The 17115-nt window shown below is 66.0% G+C and carries 11 protein-coding genes; 7 read left to right on the top strand and 4 right to left on the bottom strand.

Annotation, left to right across the window (positions count from 1 at the left end; translation table 11 throughout):
* Nucleotides 1-43: 43 nt before the first annotated feature.
* The 3 genes from UAA55_RS09440 (at nucleotide 44) to UAA55_RS09430 (ending at nucleotide 2929) form a co-directional block, all read left to right on the top strand.
* Nucleotides 44-1258, top strand: a complete 1215-nt coding sequence (locus tag UAA55_RS09440; protein WP_322952441.1) for a zinc-dependent alcohol dehydrogenase — start codon at nucleotides 44-46, stop codon at nucleotides 1256-1258.
* A gap of 205 nt (nucleotides 1259-1463) precedes the next feature.
* On the top strand, nucleotides 1464-1787 hold the full coding sequence (locus tag UAA55_RS09435; RefSeq protein ID WP_322952440.1) for a con-10 family general stress protein: 324 nt from the start codon (nucleotides 1464-1466) through the stop codon (nucleotides 1785-1787).
* Nucleotides 1788-2080: 293 nt separating this feature from the next.
* Nucleotides 2081-2929 carry an SDR family oxidoreductase gene (locus UAA55_RS09430; RefSeq protein ID WP_322952439.1) on the top strand — a complete coding sequence of 283 codons (849 nt, stop codon included), beginning with the start codon at nucleotides 2081-2083 and terminating at the stop codon, nucleotides 2927-2929.
* Nucleotides 2930-3004: 75 nt separating this feature from the next.
* Here the strand turns inward: UAA55_RS09430 and UAA55_RS09425 are convergent, their stop codons facing one another.
* The 3 genes from UAA55_RS09425 to UAA55_RS09415 are packed head-to-tail and all read right to left on the bottom strand — an operon-like array spanning nucleotide 3005 to nucleotide 6009.
* Nucleotides 3005-3631, bottom strand: coding sequence for a GNAT family N-acetyltransferase (locus UAA55_RS09425; protein WP_322952438.1), 627 nt, complete (start codon nucleotides 3629-3631; stop codon nucleotides 3005-3007).
* A 19-nt stretch (nucleotides 3632-3650) separates the two neighbouring features.
* A complete protein-coding gene (locus UAA55_RS09420; RefSeq protein ID WP_322952437.1) occupies nucleotides 3651-5159 on the bottom strand; it encodes an Orn/Lys/Arg family decarboxylase in 1509 nt (502 codons plus the stop codon).
* Nucleotides 5125-6009 carry an Orn/Lys/Arg decarboxylase N-terminal domain-containing protein gene (locus tag UAA55_RS09415; protein WP_322952436.1) on the bottom strand — a complete coding sequence of 295 codons (885 nt, stop codon included), beginning with the start codon at nucleotides 6007-6009 and terminating at the stop codon, nucleotides 5125-5127. Before UAA55_RS09415 ends, UAA55_RS09420 begins: the two co-directional genes overlap by 35 nt.
* Nucleotides 6010-6279: 270 nt before the next feature.
* On the opposite strand from UAA55_RS09415, the gene ppk2 reads away from it, so the two are divergent.
* From ppk2 to UAA55_RS09400, 3 genes are all read left to right on the top strand, one after another.
* Nucleotides 6280-7197, top strand: a complete 918-nt coding sequence (ppk2, locus tag UAA55_RS09410) for a polyphosphate kinase 2 (RefSeq protein ID WP_322952435.1) — start codon at nucleotides 6280-6282, stop codon at nucleotides 7195-7197.
* Nucleotides 7198-7757: 560 nt separating this feature from the next.
* Entirely contained in the window at nucleotides 7758-9125 is a 1368-nt protein-coding gene (locus tag UAA55_RS09405) for a putative sodium/potassium/calcium exchanger (protein ID WP_322952434.1), read from the top strand.
* Nucleotides 9126-9181: 56 nt separating this feature from the next.
* Nucleotides 9182-9418 (top strand): DUF2795 domain-containing protein, encoded by a 237-nt coding sequence (locus UAA55_RS09400; RefSeq protein WP_322952433.1) that lies wholly within the window; start codon nucleotides 9182-9184, stop codon nucleotides 9416-9418.
* A 72-nt stretch (nucleotides 9419-9490) separates the two neighbouring features.
* On the opposite strand, the gene UAA55_RS09395 is transcribed toward UAA55_RS09400, so the two are convergent.
* Nucleotides 9491-10096 carry a cysteine hydrolase family protein gene (locus UAA55_RS09395; protein ID WP_322952432.1) on the bottom strand — a complete coding sequence of 202 codons (606 nt, stop codon included), beginning with the start codon at nucleotides 10094-10096 and terminating at the stop codon, nucleotides 9491-9493.
* Between the two features lie 829 nt (nucleotides 10097-10925).
* Here UAA55_RS09395 and UAA55_RS09390 point away from each other — a divergent pair.
* On the top strand, nucleotides 10926-17115 hold a 6190-nt coding region (locus tag UAA55_RS09390), incomplete at its 3' end, for a hypothetical protein (RefSeq protein WP_322952431.1).

Raw genomic sequence — 17115 nt, 5'->3', positions numbered from 1 at the left:
CCGGCCCCAGTCTTGTCCGCCGTAGGCGAAAAGGAGCAACCCCATGAAGGCCGTCGTCTTCCACGATATCGGCGACATCCGCCTGGAAGAGGTGCCGGAGCCCCGCATCCAGGACCCCACCGACGCCGTCATCCGCATCACCGCCTCCGCCATTTGCGGCACCGATCTGCACATGGTGCGCGGCACGTTCGCGGGCATGCGGCCGGGCACCATCCTGGGGCATGAGGCGGTGGGGGTGGTGGAGGAACTGGGGCCGATGGTGCGCAACTTCGACGTCGGCGACCGGGTGGTGGTGGTCTCCACCATCGCCTGTGGATCCTGCTCGTACTGCCGTGCCGGTTATTTCGCCCAATGCGATGTCGCCAACCCCGGCGGCAAGCGGGCCGGCACCGCCTTTTTCGGCGGTCCCGGGCCGTCGGGTCCCTTCCACGGCCTGCAGGCGGAAAAGGCCCGCATTCCCTATGCCCATGTCGGCATGGTCAAGCTGCCGGACGAGGTCAGCGACGACCAGGCCATCCTCATCTCCGACATCTTTCCCACCGGTTGGTTCGGCGCCGACATCGCGGAGATCGGGGACGGGGACACCGTGGCCGTTTTTGGCTGTGGCCCCGTGGGGCAGTTCGCCATCGCCTCGGCCAGGCTGATGAACGCCGGCCGGGTCATCGCGGTGGACCGGCGCGAGGATAGGCTGGCCATGGCGCGGCGCCAGGGGGCGGAGTGCGTGAACTTTGAGACGGAGGATCCCGTACAGACCATCCTGGATCTGACCGGCGGCATCGGGGTGGATCGCGTCATCGACGCCGTGGGCGTGGACGCGGAACATGCGCACGAGGGGCCGGCCGCATCGGCCGCACGCGACCAGGCGGACCAGAATCTGGCGGATGTGGAGAAGGTGGCGCCGGTCCAGCATCCCAAGGATGGCGATTGGCATCCGGGCGACGCGCCGTCCCAGGCGCTGCATTGGGCGGTGGAGGCGGTGGCCAAGGCTGGCACCATCGCCATCATCGGTGTCTATCCCCCCGCCATGGACCGCTTCCCCATCGGCCAGGCCATGAACAAGAACCTGACCATCAACATGGGCAACTGCAATCATCGCCGCTATGCCCCGCACTTGGTGGAACTGGTGCGTACCGGCGCCATCGATCCCGCCGCCGTCCTGACCCAAGTCGAGCCTATGACCGGGGTCATCGAGGCCTATCAGGCCTTCGACAAGCGCCGGAGCGGTTGGATCAAGGTGGAGTTGGCACCGGACATGTGAGTGACTGGGGCTCACAATGAAATCAAGAGATGGCCAAAATACAAGCGAAGCTTCGACTTAACTATACTTATAAATGATGGAATTTTTAAATAATAACTGGAACATCGGGCGGCATCCCCACTTATATGCGCGCGCCCTGAAGAAGAAGCGTCCGGACGAAAGGCAGGACCGGGCGCGGCGCATCGCTGACATAAGAGAGGATGTCATGACCAAGGACAGCAGCACCCGCGGCCGCGGCTTCGCTTCCATGGACGAGGGCAAGCAGCGGGTTATCGCCAGCAAGGGCGGCTCCAGCGTGCCGAATGAAAAGCGCAGCTTTTCCCAGAATTCCGGCTTGGCCGCGCAGGCCGGCCGCAAGGGTGGGCAGAACGTCCCCGATGAAAAGCGCAGCTTCTCGCAAAACCGTGGCCTGGCGGCCGAGGCGGGGCGCAAGGGCGGCCAGGCTTCCGGCGGCAATTTCGCCAATGACCGGGCGCGGGCGGCGGAGGCGGGGCGCAAGGGAGGCGGGACCAGCCACGCCCAGCGCTGACGGCAACAGATCGGGCGGTCCGTCGCTTGGTCGGGCCGCCCGAAAGCCGGCCGGTGATGGCTCCCCTCTGGCCGGATGCCATACCGGACGGCCTTGGCCGAAATTCCACCTGGAACCCCGCATCCCGCCGCGCGGTTCACCCATCCTCAACCGCGAGACCGGCTCAACCCGCAAGACTGGCCCGCAAGACTGGCCCGCAAGACTGGCCCGCAAGACTGGCCCGCAAGACTGGCCCGCAAGACTGGCCCGCAAGACTGGCCCGCAAGACTGGCCCGCAAGACTGGAGCGTACCCATGGACGACGCCATTCCCCCGCAGCAGCAAGACCACCAGCCGGGCCGTGAGCGTGAGATGACGCCGGCGCCTGATTACGCCCCGCGGTTCCCCGGCGCCGGGCGGCTGACGGACAAGGTGGCGCTGGTCACCGGAGGCGACAGCGGCATCGGCCGCGCCGTGGCCGTGCTGATGGCCCGCGAGGGCGCTGACGTTGCCATCGTCTATTTGGATGAGCATGAGGACGCGGCCGACACCCTGAGGCTGATCGAAGCCGAGGGACGGCGCGGCCTGGCCATCGCCGGCGACGTGGGCGTCGAGGCCTTCTGCAAGGAGGCGGTGGACAAGGTGGCGGCCACCTTCGGCAAGCTGGACATCCTGGTCAACAACGCGGCGGAGCAGCATACCGCCGATGGCCTGGGCGACCTGACGGCGGCGCAGCTGGAGCGCACCTTCCGCACCAACGTTTTCGGCTATTTCTTCATGTCCAAGATGGCGCTGCAGCACATGCAGCGCGGGGGCGCCATCGTCAACACCACCTCCGTCACCGCCTACAAGGGCAGCCCGCACCTGCTGGACTATTCCGCCACTCGCGGCGCCGTCCTGGCCTTCACCCGGTCCCTGTCGCAGTTGCTGGTGGAGGCCGGCATCCGTGTCAACGCCGTGGCGCCGGGTCCCATCTGGACACCGCTCATTCCCGCCTCTTACGACGCGGACAAGGTGGCGGAGCATGGCAAGAACACCCCCATGGGCCGTCCGGGCCAGCCCAACGAGGTGGCGCCCTGCCACGTCTTCCTCGCCAGCGACGAGGCCTCGTACATGACTGGCCAGGTCATGCATCCCAACGGCGGCACCGTCGTGAATTCTTGATGTCGGAAGCCGGAGGGTCAAACCTTCGCCACGTACCCGTGAGATCCGCCGCTGGCGCCCGACTTTATTCTTGGCTTATCGATCTCCGTCGATCTGCCCACCTTCCGGGCCGATGGCCCGCTGCAGCATCACAGTGTCGGTCCATTTGCCGAAGCGGAAGGCCACCGCCGCCAGATAACCGACCTGGCGGAAGCCGCAGGCCTCATGCAGCCGCAACGAGGCGACGTTGGAGCTGTCGACATAGCCGATCATCTGGCGGAAGCCGGCGGCGGCGCATTCCTGGATCAGGGCGGGCAGCAGCGCCCGGCCGATGCCGCGATGCAGGCGGTCGGGATGAATGTAGATCGAATGCTTGACCGTGAACCGGTAGGCGGGGCGCTTGCGGAACAGCACGGCGTAGGCGTAGCCGACCACGACGCCATCGATGGTGGCGACCAGATGGGGCAGCTTGTGCTTGCGCATGTTCTTGCGCCGCGCCTTCAGGTCCTCGACGTCGAACGGTGTCGGCACGAAAGTGCCGAGGTTGCCCACGCCATGCCCGATGTGATGCCGGTAGATGTCGAGCATGGCCGGCACGTCCTCGTCATTCGAGGGGCGCAGCACGATGGGGGACGGCAGCGTCCCCGGCACGGGCGAAGCCAGGTCCTGGTTCACGCCAGGGTCCTGGCCCATCCCGGGGACGGGCATGGAAGAGTCGGTCATGGCGGACATTCCGGCACGCTCACTCCTGCATCACATAGGTATAAAACCGCATCGATCCATCCGGCTCGATCTTGCGGTAGAGGCCCTGCACCTCGTTCTCGAAGCCCGGGAACAGGTTGGCGCTCTGCTCGAACATTTTGAGATAGTCCAGCATGGGCTTGGCCCGCGCGTCCAGGCGCTCGCCCGGGACGATGGTGGCGATGCCCGGCGGATAGACCAGGAACAGGGTGGTGGCGATGCGGCCGTCGATCTCGCTCAGCGGCAGGTAGTCGACCTTGTTGCGCACCAGGCTGCGCGCCGCCTCATGGGGCGGCACCACCATCTCCGGCAGGTGCTCGGGCGCGAACTGCTTCCGCTGCAGCGCGCTGACGTTGATGTCGCGATAGAAGGCGTGCATCTGGGCGCACAGGTCGCGCAGGCGCACGCCCCGGTACCGCTGCGGCCAGCGGGTGACGAAGCGGGGCATGACGTCGTCCAGCAGGGCGTTGTCGTCATGCAGGCGCTTGAACGCCGCCAAGGCGCTCAGCAGGGTGCCGGCCTTGCTGGACTCCACGCCGGGCGTCAGCAGGAACAGCAGGGAGTTGAGGTCGTTCTTCTCCGGCACGACGCGGTTCTCGCGCAGGTACTGGGCCACCACCGGGGCCGGTATGCCATGGTCGCTGTAGGTGCCTGTCCGCCGGTCGAACCCCGGGGTCAGGATGATCAGCTTGTTGGGGTCGGTCATGGCCAGCCCCTCGGTCACATGGCTGAAGCCGTGCCAGGTCTCACCGGGCGAGAAGGACCAGTACCGCGCATTGGTGGCCAGCTCGTCGGTGCTCAGGCTTTCCCAGGGCACTTCGTGAGCCGTCTCCCCGGGGCCGGAGCCCGGGGGCGAGACGACGTCGGGAATGAAGGGCTCGAAGAACCAGCGGCGGGCCGGATCGGTTTCCTTCTGCTCGTACTCGCGGCGCAGGGCCCGCAGCTTCTTGCGCAGTTCGATGCCCAGCCGGACGGTGTCATCCCAGAGGATGGTGCCGGACCGTCCCTTCATCATCTGCGCACCCACGTCCAGCGAGGCGAACAGGGGGTAGAAGGGGGAGGTGGAGGCGTGCTGCAGGAAGCTTTCGTTGAAGCGGCGATGCTCCACCCGGCGCTTCTGGCCCTTGATGTGCCGGTCGCGGACATGGATCTGCGAGGCCTGGGAGAAGCTGGCCAATTGCTTGTGCGTCGACTGCGTGGCGATGATGCCGGGCGCGTCCTCACCCAAATCCTTCAGCCCCATGGCGAAGCGGCCGGCATAGAGGGGGTGGAATTTCATGAAGCCGGCCCAGGCCTCATCGAACAGGATGTATTCGCAGAGATGGCCGATCCGGTTCAGGATCATCTCCGCGCTGTAGATCGTGCCGTCGTAGGTGCATTGCTCGATGACCGCGACGCGGAAGGGGCGGGGCTTTTTCCACGCCTCGGGATCGCTCACGTGCGGGTTCAGCCGGATCTTCTCCCGGATGGCCGCCTCATCCAGCGCCTGGCTCTGGATGGGGCCGATCATGCCGTAGCAGTTGCGGTCCGGTTTCCAGGTAGATGGGGATGCCGCCGCTGATCAGCAGGGCGCCGTGGTGGGCGGCCTTGTGGTTGTTGCGGTCGAACAGGACCAGGTCGCCCTCCGCCACCAGCGCGCCCAGCACGACCTTGTTGGAGGAGGAGGTGCCGTTCAGCACGAAATAGGTCTTTTCCGCGCCGAAGATGGCGGCGGCCTCTTTCTGGGCCTTCAGGGCCGGGCCCTCATGTGTCAGCAGGTCGCCCAACTCGATGACCGAATTGTCCAGGTCGTCGCGGAACACCGCCTCGCCCAGATGCTCCACGAAAATCTGCCCGATGGGGCTGCGGCTATAGAAGATGCCGCCGTTGTGCCCCGGGCAGGTCCAGAGCTGGTTGCCTTCCTCGGCGTAATCCACCAGGGCGCCGAAGAAGGGCGTCTTCAGGGTGTCGGCATATTTCTTGAGGCGGCTGATCAGGTTGCGGGCGATGAACTCCGGCGTTTCCTCCGACAGGAAGATGTAGCCGTCGATGAAGTCCAGCACCTCAACCGGGATGTCCTCCAGGCGCTTGCGGCGGACCAGGATGACGATGGGCATGTCCAGGCCGCGGCGGCGCATCAGGTTGATCAGGGCCGCCGTCTTGCCCTCCAGCCCACGCTTGCCCCAGTCCACCACCATGCAGCCGATGGCGGCGTCGGTCTGGACGGCGATCTCCGCGTCCTCGACCCGCCGCGCCTTGACCACCTCAATGCCGTCGTCCTCGATGGCCGCGATGATTTTCTGAAGCCGCATGCCTTCCAGGTCATCGGCGTCGAAGCCGGGGGCGCAAAGAAGAACAGTGAAACGCTTAAAGAAATCCATTGCCAAGCCATCCTTTGTTCAAAGCGCGCCGTCGGATCATTTAATGACAATTACGTGACGGTCCCGCCCTCTACCTTTGGACCGCGCCGCAGTATTATCTTAAGCCACAGCGTTTCGCTTAATACAAACGCTACCGCATGGCGACCGGGATCAAAACCATCCGGTCTCGCGAGAGGGTGTTTGCCGCGTCCGTCATGTCCGCCATCTCAGGTCCTGTCACTAAACTGCAAACGCTTCCAGGTAACCGTTTGGGAACCAGGAGGACGACACATGATCGAACACGACAAGACCGAAACCCGCAGCTGGCTGGACATCGAGCTCGAAGACGACATGGACGAGGAGCTGGAGCAGGCCGTTGACGATGTGCGCATCCCGCCCGAGCTGCGCGCCCTGATGCAAAGGCGCCAGAAGAGCACCCTCGACCGCCACACCTATTTCCGCGAACTGCTGCGCCTGCAGAGCGAACTGCTGAAGCTGCAGGACTGGGTGCGCTTCAAGGGCCTCAAGATGGTGATCCTGTTCGAAGGCCGCGACAGCGCCGGGAAGGGCGGCGCCATCAAGCGCATCACGCAGCGCGTCAATCCGCGCAGCTGCCGCGTCGTGGCGCTGCCGGCCCCATCCGACCGCGAGAAGACCCAATGGTACTTCCAGCGCTACGTCCCGCACTTGCCGGCCGCCGGTGAGATCGTGCTCTTCGATCGCAGCTGGTATAACCGCGCCGGTGTCGAGCGCGTCATGGGCTTCGCCACCAATGCCGAGGTCGAGGACTTCTTCCGCGACGTGCCGGAGTTTGAGCGCATGCTGGTGCGTTCCGGCATCATCCTGGTGAAGTACTGGTTCTCCATCACCGATGAGGAACAGCAGTTGCGCTTCCTCATGCGCATCCATGATCCCATCAAGCAATGGAAGCTCTCGCCCATGGATCTGCAGTCCCGCGTGCGGTGGGAGCAATACACCATGGCCAAGGAGGACATGTTCGCGCGCACCAGCATTCCCGAGGCGCCCTGGCACATCGTGGAAGGCAACGACAAGAAGCGCGCCCGTCTCAACCTCATCTCGCACCTGCTCTCGGTCGTCCCGTATGAGGAGGTCCCGCATGAGCCCGTGACGCTGCCGGACCGGGTGTTCAACCCGAACTACGAGCGGCACACGCTGCCGGCCGACCTGTATGTGCCGCAACGCTACTGATCGACCGCCGGCAATTGGGAAAACGGAACCCTGGCCGGGTGATCACGCCCCGGCCAGGGGCGTTCGGGCAGTAAATCCTGCGGAGGGTGGCCGTGGCAACGTGCCTTCATCTTGGCAATACTGAATAATTCCGATGAGCGTGGAACCCGCGCCAGACTGGATTCTTATATGCCCATGCCGCCAGTGACAGGGCGGCATGGCTTCGGCACCACCCGGATCGCAGATTGCCTGATCCGGCGTGCCGATGGCGGCTCCACGATCTCTCCAAACTGCTCTTGGGACAGGCCACGTTGGACCGCCAGCGTGGCCCTTTTTGTATGGCTGCCATTATTATCAAGTGCTTATAAATAATTATATTCCAACGAAGCGAGAGCGTCGCAATAAAACATTTTCACAATCAATTATTTATTGGATCTCCATCGAAATGACATTCCTTTTGCCATAAAAATCCAGGTTATACAGAAAAAATAAAGGATCGATTTTCGCCCGGGGGCGTTGTTTGACGGACCGGACATGGCAGTCACCTGTCCGGCCTATCGGATAAGCCAGGAGGAAAATTCATGGCACGAGAACAATACGAGGATCCGCGCCGCCAATCCCGGGCTCCCCAGGGTGGACGCCGGGATTACAACGATTATGAGGACGACCGCCGCCATGCCCGTGGCCGCGATGACGATGATGATGATGGTTATCGGTCCGGTGGCGGCGGCCGGCGCGGCTATTCCGAGGACGTCGGCCAAGGCGGCTACTTCGGTGACCCCCGAGGCCACTCCGAGATTGGCCGGCGGGGCGGTGAGGTCCGTCACGAACGGGCGATGCGGGCCCGGCGTGACGAATACGGCCACGCCGAGGATGAGGGCCAGGGTGGCTACTTCGGCGACCGCGAGGGTCATTCGGAGATCGGCCGGCGGGGCGGTGAGGTCCGTCACGAACGGGCGATGCGCGCCCGGCGTGACGAATACGGCCACGCCGAGGACGAGGGCCAGGGTGGCTACTTCGGCGACCGCGAGGGTCATTCGGAGATCGGCCGGCGGGGCGGTGAGGTCCGTCACGAACGGGCGATGCGCGCCCGGCGTGACGAATACGGCCACGCCGAGGACGAGGGCCAGGGTGGCTACTTCGGCGACCGCGAGGGTCATTCGGAGATCGGCCGGCGGGGCGGTGAGGTCCGTCACGAACGGGCGATGCGGGCCCGGCGCGACGAATATGGCCACGCCGAGGATGAGGGCCAGGGTGGTTACTTCGGCGATCCCGAGGGCCATTCGGAGATCGGCCGCCGGGGCGGCCAGGTGCGTCACGAGCGGGCGATGCGGGCCCGGCGCGACGAATACGGCCACGCCGAGGACGAGGGCCAGGGCGGCTACTTCCGCGATCCGGAGGGCCATTCGGAGATCGGCCGCCGGGGCGGCCAGGTGCGTCACGAGCGGGCGATGCGGGCCCGGCGCGACGAGGAGGGCCACGCCGAGGACGAGGGCCAGGGCGGCTACTTCGGCGATCCCGAGGGCCATTCGGAGATCGGCCGCCGGGGCGGCCAGGTGCGTCACGAGCGGGCGTTGCGGGCCCGGCGCGACGAATACGGCCACGCCGAGGACGAGGGCCAGGGTGGTTACTTCGGCGATCCGGAGGGCCATTCGGAGATCGGCCGCCGGGGCGGCCAGGTGCGTCATGAGCGGGCGTTGCGGGCCCGGCGCGACGAGGAAGGGCACGCCGAGGACGAGGGCCAGGGCGGCTACTTCGGCGATCCCGAGGAGCATGCCGAAATCGGCCGCCGCGGTGGACAGAGCCGGCGGGCCAGCAGCCGCGATGATGAGGACGGCACACCGGAGCGCAAGACACGCTCCCGCTCCTCCAGCAGCCGGTCCTCCTCCTCTTCATCGGAAGATGAAGACAAGCCGAAGACGACCCGCCGCCGCAGCAATGTGCATTGATCCTTGAGGGACGGGGCGTTCGCGCCCCGTCCTGCCCTTGGGATGGGAGACCAGACATGACGCGAGGACTGGGTGGCCATTCGCCCGCCAATGTGGCCCATTATTTGAGGGGCGTCGATTTTCCGGCTGACAAGCAGGCGCTGATCCGCAAGGCCAAGGAGAATGGCGCGGAAGGTGAGGTGCTGGATATGCTGGAGGCCATGCCTGACGCCGACTACGAAACGGCGGCCGACGTGATGAAAGGCTATGGTGCGGCGGATGACGGCACCTTCGGGTCGCGGCGCAAGCACTGACGGGCGTCCGGCCGGGCCTGGATGTGACGGGGCGGGTACCGGCGGGTACCCGCCCCGGTCGTTTTAGGGCTGTCAATCGCCTGGCCAGCCGTTCAGCAGTTCCTCGGTGGTCAGGGTGATGACCTGCTGGGCGAAACGGGTGCGGTACAAGGTCAGCACGGCGTCGTGGGACGCGTCGACGGAACTGCAGACGGCATCGGTCACCACGCAGACGGGATAGCCGAGGTCGATGGCGTCCAGCACCGTGGCCAGGACGCAAACGTCGGTCTCGCATCCCGTGACAACCAAGCCGTCGGCCCGGCGTTGCCGCAGCAAGGACGCAAGCGTGCTGCGGATGAAGGCGGAATAGACCGGCTTGTCCACCACGATGGCGGGCGGGCACAGGCGGGCCAAGGGCGCCAGCAACTCCATCGTGTCCGGGGGCAGGTGGGCCCTGGTGGCGTGGCGCCAGCGTTCGTAATAGGGCCGCCAGGTCCCAGGCATGGTCCCCGGCGTGCGAGGGGGGATGAAGCGGGTGAAGATCGTGCGCGCGGGAAAGCGCTCGGCGATTGCGGCCACCATCGGCAGGATACGGGGCAGCCAGGGGGTGGGCCACGGGCCCGCCGGGTGCTCCGGTGAGAACAGCCGCTGCATGTCCAGGCAGAGGTGCACGGTGGCCGGCGTCGGCATCCAATCCATAGGGTCGGTTCCAGATGATAGATCGGCGACCGCAGATGCCGGCCCTGAACCATGGCCGCTGCGGGCGCCAGCGTCGCTGTGCCCCTGAACCCGCTGGCCGCCAAATTGTTCACCGTGATGCGACCTGTTTCGGTCGGCCAGGCTGAAACACCGTCGCTGGGACGCTATGCCCGGAAGCACCGGAGTCGCTGGCGGCGGTCCCGATCGCAACCGCCGTGATATAAACTAAAGGTTATAATGTGAGGGTCTGACCTGGCCCTGCGGGCGGGGGGATCTTTGGTGCATCAGGATAGATTGTCCAGACGCGACGGGGTGGCTGACGGCGTGCGGACCACCGTCGCGAACGGAACGACGGTTAAAAAGTGGTAAAAGCGTCGCGCGAATGGGTGCGGGTGCCGGGCATATTTTTCTCATATGCGGTCGGTACGTACGCAAGGGTTAGCGCGGAGTGGCGTGAGGATATCCATAAATTCATTCGATGTTACCAAATGTGACAAAGACAGATGCGGATGTGACGGCGCCGGACACGAGAGAAAGATTAATAACCATTAACCAATAGGATTTTTCGCCTTCCCCGATAGTTGAAGTCTCTGAAGATTTAATTGACATGAATTACCCGCCTATCCCAAAAGGTGATGGCGCGCCTGTCCCCTTCGGACAGGTCAGGAACTTGGGGGCACGGGGCCTCGGGTTTCGGGCGCGGGAAGAAGGGTTGGGGTGGCAAGAAACGGATTTGGGTGTCGGGCGGTTGACCCGGCGATACCCCAAAGCCGCCTTTTTTGTCTCCCGGCCCGGCGATGGCGCAACCAGTGGTTGGGAGACGGGTGGGATGGCGAAGCAGGCGGTTACGCGCGGTCAAGGCACGAAGAAGACGCAGCAGGCTTTCCTGCTGGGCGCATCGGCGCTGGCCATCGGCGTGGGCTTGGCCGCGCCGAAGTCCGCCTGGGCCAGCGCCTGCGGCAGCTTCTCCACCAATTCCACCATCGGCTCGGCGGCGCACTGCACGGCCTTCACCTGGACGGGCACGGTCGGCACCGTCATCAACAACGGCACGCTGGTGGCCAACAACACCGGCAGCTCCAGCAATTACGCGGGCTTCAGCATCCAGGGCGGCAAGACGCTGACCGCCTTCATCAACAACAACCAGATCGGCGGCACCGGGACGACAGGCGGCATCGCCGCCATCGTCCTGACGGGCACCCCCACCTACACGACGACCAGCGGCACCATCAGCTACGGCATCAGCGCCTACACCACCATCGGCACGTTTGTGAACAACGCCGCCGGCCTCATCCAATCGGATGGCGGCTACGGCGCCATCCGGATGATGAACGGCGTGAAGGTTGCCGGCTTCACCAACGCCGGCACCATCCTGGCCAACGGCAACAGCGCCTTGAACCTGACGGGTGTCAGCATCGGCACGCTGACCAACAGCGGCTACATTTACAGCTCTGTGGGCGGTGCCATCGACGTCGACGTCATCACCACGATCAGCACCGTCGGCACCATCATCAACAGCGGCACGTTGAGGGGCAACAGCGGCGGCACCGGCGCCGTGAACGTGTTCGGCGTCGTGGGCTCGATCAACAACACCGGCACCATCCTCAACGATTCCGGCCCGGGCGTGGAGGTGCGGAACTATGGCGGCTTCGGCCCCACCGCCATCTTCCACAGCCATGTCGGTCAGGACGGCACCATCGCTACCCTGACCAACTCGGGCCTGATCACCGGTACCGTCGGCGTGTTGATCGGGGCCGGCGGCTCCATCGCCAACCTGACCAACGCCAGCACCGGCACCATCCAGGGCGGCATCAATATCGCGGCGACCAGCGGCAACCCGTCGGTCACTAATGCCGGTTATCTAGGCTCCTTGGTCAATGCCGGCGTGATCAGCGGCAACATCGTCAATTCCTCCCCCAACGCCCTCAGCATCAGTGGCGGGACGGGCACGACGGTCGGCACCTTCACCGGCGCATCGGGCAAGGGCTCGATCATCAACACGCTGAGCAACATCGTGCTCACCGGCGGCAACCTGCTGCTGAACGACAATATCAACGTCGGCTCCGGAACGCTGATCAGCCAAGGCACCAACCTGACCATCGCCGCCGGTTCCACCATCACCGGCAACTATTACAACACCCTCTCGACCAACACCCTCACCACCAGCGGCCTGACGGTCACGGGCCGCGTGACGCTGATCACCGGCACCATCGTTCCGTCCTTCAGCAGTGCGGGCAATTACATCGTCGGCACGGCCGCCAGCCTGATCTATTCGCCCACCGGCATTTCCAACCTCGGCTCGGCTTTCGCCGCCGTGCAGGCCCCCACCGGCGCCCATTTCTCCAACATTGGCGCCAGCGGCACGACGCTGATCTATTACAACCCCTTGACCGATTACATCGGTGGGGCCGTTGCCTCGCTCAGCATCGGCAGCACGGTCCTGAATGGCCTGTCCACCATCTATCCCACGGCGTTGTACATCGCCAGCACCGGCTCCCTGGGCACGCTGACCAACAGCGGCACGATCCGGGGCAACATCGTCAACCTCACCGCCAACGACCTGTCCATCCGCGGCGGCACGCTGACCACCGTCGGCACGCTGACCGGTTATTCCGGCTCCATCGGCACCATCACCAACACCACCAGCAACGTGGTCCTGGTGTCGGGGAACCTGCGGATCAACGACGTCATCGATGTCGGCAGCAACACCTTGGTCAACAACGGCGCCAACCTGACCTTCGGCACGCTGGGGACCATCAGCCTCACCGGCAATTTCGCCCAGACCTCCGCGTCGGGCACGCTGGCGCTGGGCACCAACCTGCTGTCCATTTCGGGTGCCGCCAGCATCGCCGGCACGGTGTTGAGCAACTTCACCACCACCGTCAACCACACGCTGGGTGAGGCCATCACCCTGATTTCCGCCGGCGGCGGCCTGACCATGAGCTACGGCTCGCTGACCGGCGTGGTCAGTTCCTCAGGCACCGGCATCAACGTGACCGGCACCACCAGCGGCAACAACCTGCTGGCCATGGTGCAGAACTACTACATCGCCGGCACCTACGGCACGATCACCAACACCGGCACCCTGACGGCCGCCTCGGCCGTCTATGTCGCCTCCACCGGCACGCTGGGCGCCGTGTCCAACACCGGTGTGATCCAGGGCAGCATCATCAACAACAGTGTCCGCGACCTGACCCTGCTGGGCGGCGGCGCCGGCACCTTCGGCACCTTCACGGGCATCACCGGCACCACGGCGGGCAGCATCGTCAACACCGCCAGCAACGTGACGCTGTCGGGCAACGTGGCGCTGAACGATCATGTCAACGTCACCGGCCACACGCTGGTGAACAATGGCGGCAGCCTGTATCTCGGCTCCATCATCAGTGTCACCGGCAACTACAGCCAGACCGGCGGCACGCTGTCGGAACTGTCGGCGCTCAGCGGCGGCCAGCTAATCGTCAGCGGCGCCGCGGTGGTCAGCGGTGTCAGCTATTCGGTGGTCGGCGCCACGTCGGCCTACCACTACCTGCAGGGTCCGGCCGGCGCCACGCCCATCATCTCGGGCGGCGCCGGGTCCAGCTACACCAGCATCACCTACAACAGCGGCATCGCCGGCCTGACCCTGGGCGGGTACACCCAGGGCACCAGCCTGTGGGGCACCGTGCTGAACGACTATGTCGGTGACAGCCTGGCCTCCATCTCCATCGGCAGCGGCACGGTGCTGGCGGCGCCGGCCGGAGTCCAGACGCTCATCTATATTTCCGGTGCCGGTGTCCTGGGCACGCTGTCGAACAGCGGCACCATCCAGGGCAACATCGCCAACAACGGGTCGGCGGACCTCAACCTGCGGGGGGGCGGCGGCGCGACCTGGGGCACCTTCACAGGCGCCGGCGGCACGGTGGGTACCCTCACCAACACCAACAGCAACGTGGTGGTCTCGGGCGGCCAGATCTACCTGGCGGACCAGGTCAACGTCGGCAGCCACTTGCTGTACAACACCGGCGGCACCCTGGGCGTGGCGCCGGGGGTGACCGTCACGGGCAACTATCTGCAGAACAGCGCCAACGGCACGCTGGTCCTGGGCCCGAACGCCCCCCTGGTGGTCACTGGGTCCGCCATCATCACCGACGGCTACATTAAGGTCGGCAGCTTCGACAGCCTGACCAACCATGTGGCGGGAGAGACCACCACCCTGGTGCAGGCGGGGGCGGCCTCCACCTACAGCCTGGTCAGCAGCCAGAGCGTGCCGGTGGTGCAGTCCAACGTGGGCGGCCTGGGGGTCACCGGCACCCAGGTGGGCAACAACCTGCAGGCCGTGGTCGAGAACGACTACTTCGGCACCAGCACGGCGGCGTTCACGCAGGCCGGCACCATCGTGCTGGGGACCAACAGCCAGGCCAGCGCCGCGCTCTACGTGGCGGGCACCGCCACCATCGGCACCCTGACCAACACCGGCGTGCTGAACGGCGAGGCCAACCTCGGCAACGGCATCTTCATGGCGTCGGCCGGCACGCTGGCCGCCTCCATCGGCACGCTGGTCAACAGCGGCACCATCGCCGGCCGCGTGGGTGTCGCCAACTTCAGCGGCGTCATCGGCACCATCGACAACAGCGGCCAGATCCTGGACAGCCTGCCCAACTCGGGCATCTACAACGGCAATACCATCACCCTGGTGAACAACCAGGCGGCCGGCACCATCGCCGGCGCCTATGGCATCGCCAACAGCAACCTGCTGGGCACCCTCCTCAACGCCGGGCTGGTCGCCGGCTCCATCACCAGCGGGTCGACCACCGCGGTGGGCGTCGCCAACTACGGCACGCTCAACACCCTGACCAACAGCGGCCGCATCCTGGCCACGGCCGCCCGCATCGCGGACGGCGTGCTGAACTACGGCACCCTGGACACCCTGACCAACGCCACGGGCGGCACCATCGGCGCCAGCGGCAGCATCGTCAGCGGCACCGGCAACGTCGTCGCCGGTGTCGCCAACGGCGGCACCATCGGCACCCTGTCCAACAGCGGTCTGGTCACCGTCACCGGCCGCGACACCGTCACCGGCTTCAACGTGGTGGCCGGCATCGCCAACCTGTCGGGCGGCACCATCGGCGTCCTGTCCAACGCCAGCACCATCGCCGCCACCGGCAGCATCACCGACGTCACCCTGTCCCGCCTGGCGGGCGTGTTCAATGCGGGGGTCATCGGCACGCTGTCCAACACCGTGGGCGGCGTGATCAACGGCCTGGACAACTACACCGGCGGCGGCATCACCCAGCTGGCCAACGCCGGCCTCATCACGTCCGCCTCCCGTTCCGCCCTGTTCAACGAAGGCACCATCGGCACCCTCTCCAACAGCGGGACGATCCAGGGCCCGACCGCGCTGCGCCTGGGCGGCAGCGGCACCATCGGCACCTTCACCAACAGCGGCACCATCGCGGGCTCCATCCTGAACGGCGCGTCCACGGCCCTGACCATCGGCGGCGGCACGGGCACGGTGGTGGGCGTGCTGACGGGGGTCAGCGGCAGCGTCGGCGGCGCCGACAAGGGCCGGATCACCAGCACCGGCGCCAACCTGGTGTTCGGCAGCGGCAATCTGCTGCTGAACGACGACATCACCGCCACCGGCCGCACGGTGGTCAACAGCGGCGCCTCGCTGCGCCTGTCCAACACCGTCATCGTCACGGGCAATTACGCGCAGGGCGCCACCGGCACCCTGGTGCTGGGCAGCGGCGCGCTGCTGTCGGTGACCGGTGCGGCCTCCATCACCACGGGCACGGTGACCTCCAGCGGCTTCAACGCCACGGGCAACTACCTGGCGGGGGGCAGCAACGTCACCCTGGTGCAGGGCGGCGCGGGCTCGTCCTACAACACCACGGTGGTGGCGGGCGGCGGCATCACCGGCCTGGGCCTGACCGGCAGCGTGTCGGGCAACGACCTGCTGGCGGTGGTCGGCAACGACTATGTCGGCGGCTCGCTGGGTTCCATCGTCAACAGCGGCGCGCTGAGCTACAGCGGCGCCAACACGGGCGCGGTCTACGTGGCCTCGACCGGTAGCCTGGGCACCCTGGTCAACAGCGGCACGATCGCCGGCTCCATCGCGGTTGAGGTGGCGTCGGGCGGCACGCTGGGCCAGGTGGTCAACACCGGCACCATCAGCGGCAACATCATCAACCTGTCGACCAACGGGCTGGTCCTGTCGGGCGGCACGGTGGCCGGCACCTACAGCGGCGGCACCATCACCAGCGCCCTGGCCAACGTGACCCTGGCCTCGGGCGCCATCGTCCTGGGTGACGCGGTCAATGTCGGCGGCAACACCCTGGTCAACGGCGGCGCCTCGGTGTCGCTCAACACCGTCATCGCGGTGACGGGCAACTACAGCCAGTCCACGGGGACCCTGGTGCTGGGTGCCAGCGGCGAGCTGGTGGTCAGCGGGGCGGCGGTCATGACCGGCGGCACCGTGGCCACCACCCTGAACTCCGGCATCAATTACGTGGCGGGCCAGTTGGGCGCCACCCTGGTGGCGGGCGGCGCCGGGTCCAGCTATACGGGCCTCAGCTACGCGACCGGCGTCACGGGGCTGGAGGCGACGGGCAGCGCATCAGGCAACAACTTGCAGATCACCAGCCTGAACGATTACGTCGGCACGGTGCTGGGCAGCCTGAACAACACGGGCACGGTCAGCGCCAACAACGCCGTCTACGTGGCGGCGACGGGCACGTTGGGCACCCTGTCCAACACCGGCACTCTCATGGGCGCCAATGCCGCCATCGACAACCTGGGCAGCATCGGCACCCTGGTGAACACGGGCCTGGCGACCAGCAGCCTCACCGCGCTGTACAATGCCGCCAACGCCACCCTGGGCACCATCGTCAACACCGGCACCATCCAGGGTGCCATCGTCAACCTGTCGACGGGCGACCTGGTCATCGCGGGCAGCGGCACCCTGGCCGGCACCCTGACGGGCGGCGTCATCACCAACACGTCCAGCAACGTGGTGTTCGCGGGCGGCGCCCAGGTTCTGG

This window comes from Nitrospirillum guanabarense (assembly GCF_034653355.1).
Classification (GTDB): Bacteria; Pseudomonadota; Alphaproteobacteria; order Azospirillales; family Azospirillaceae; genus Nitrospirillum.
This window is presented reverse-complemented; position numbering and strand designations above follow the sequence as displayed.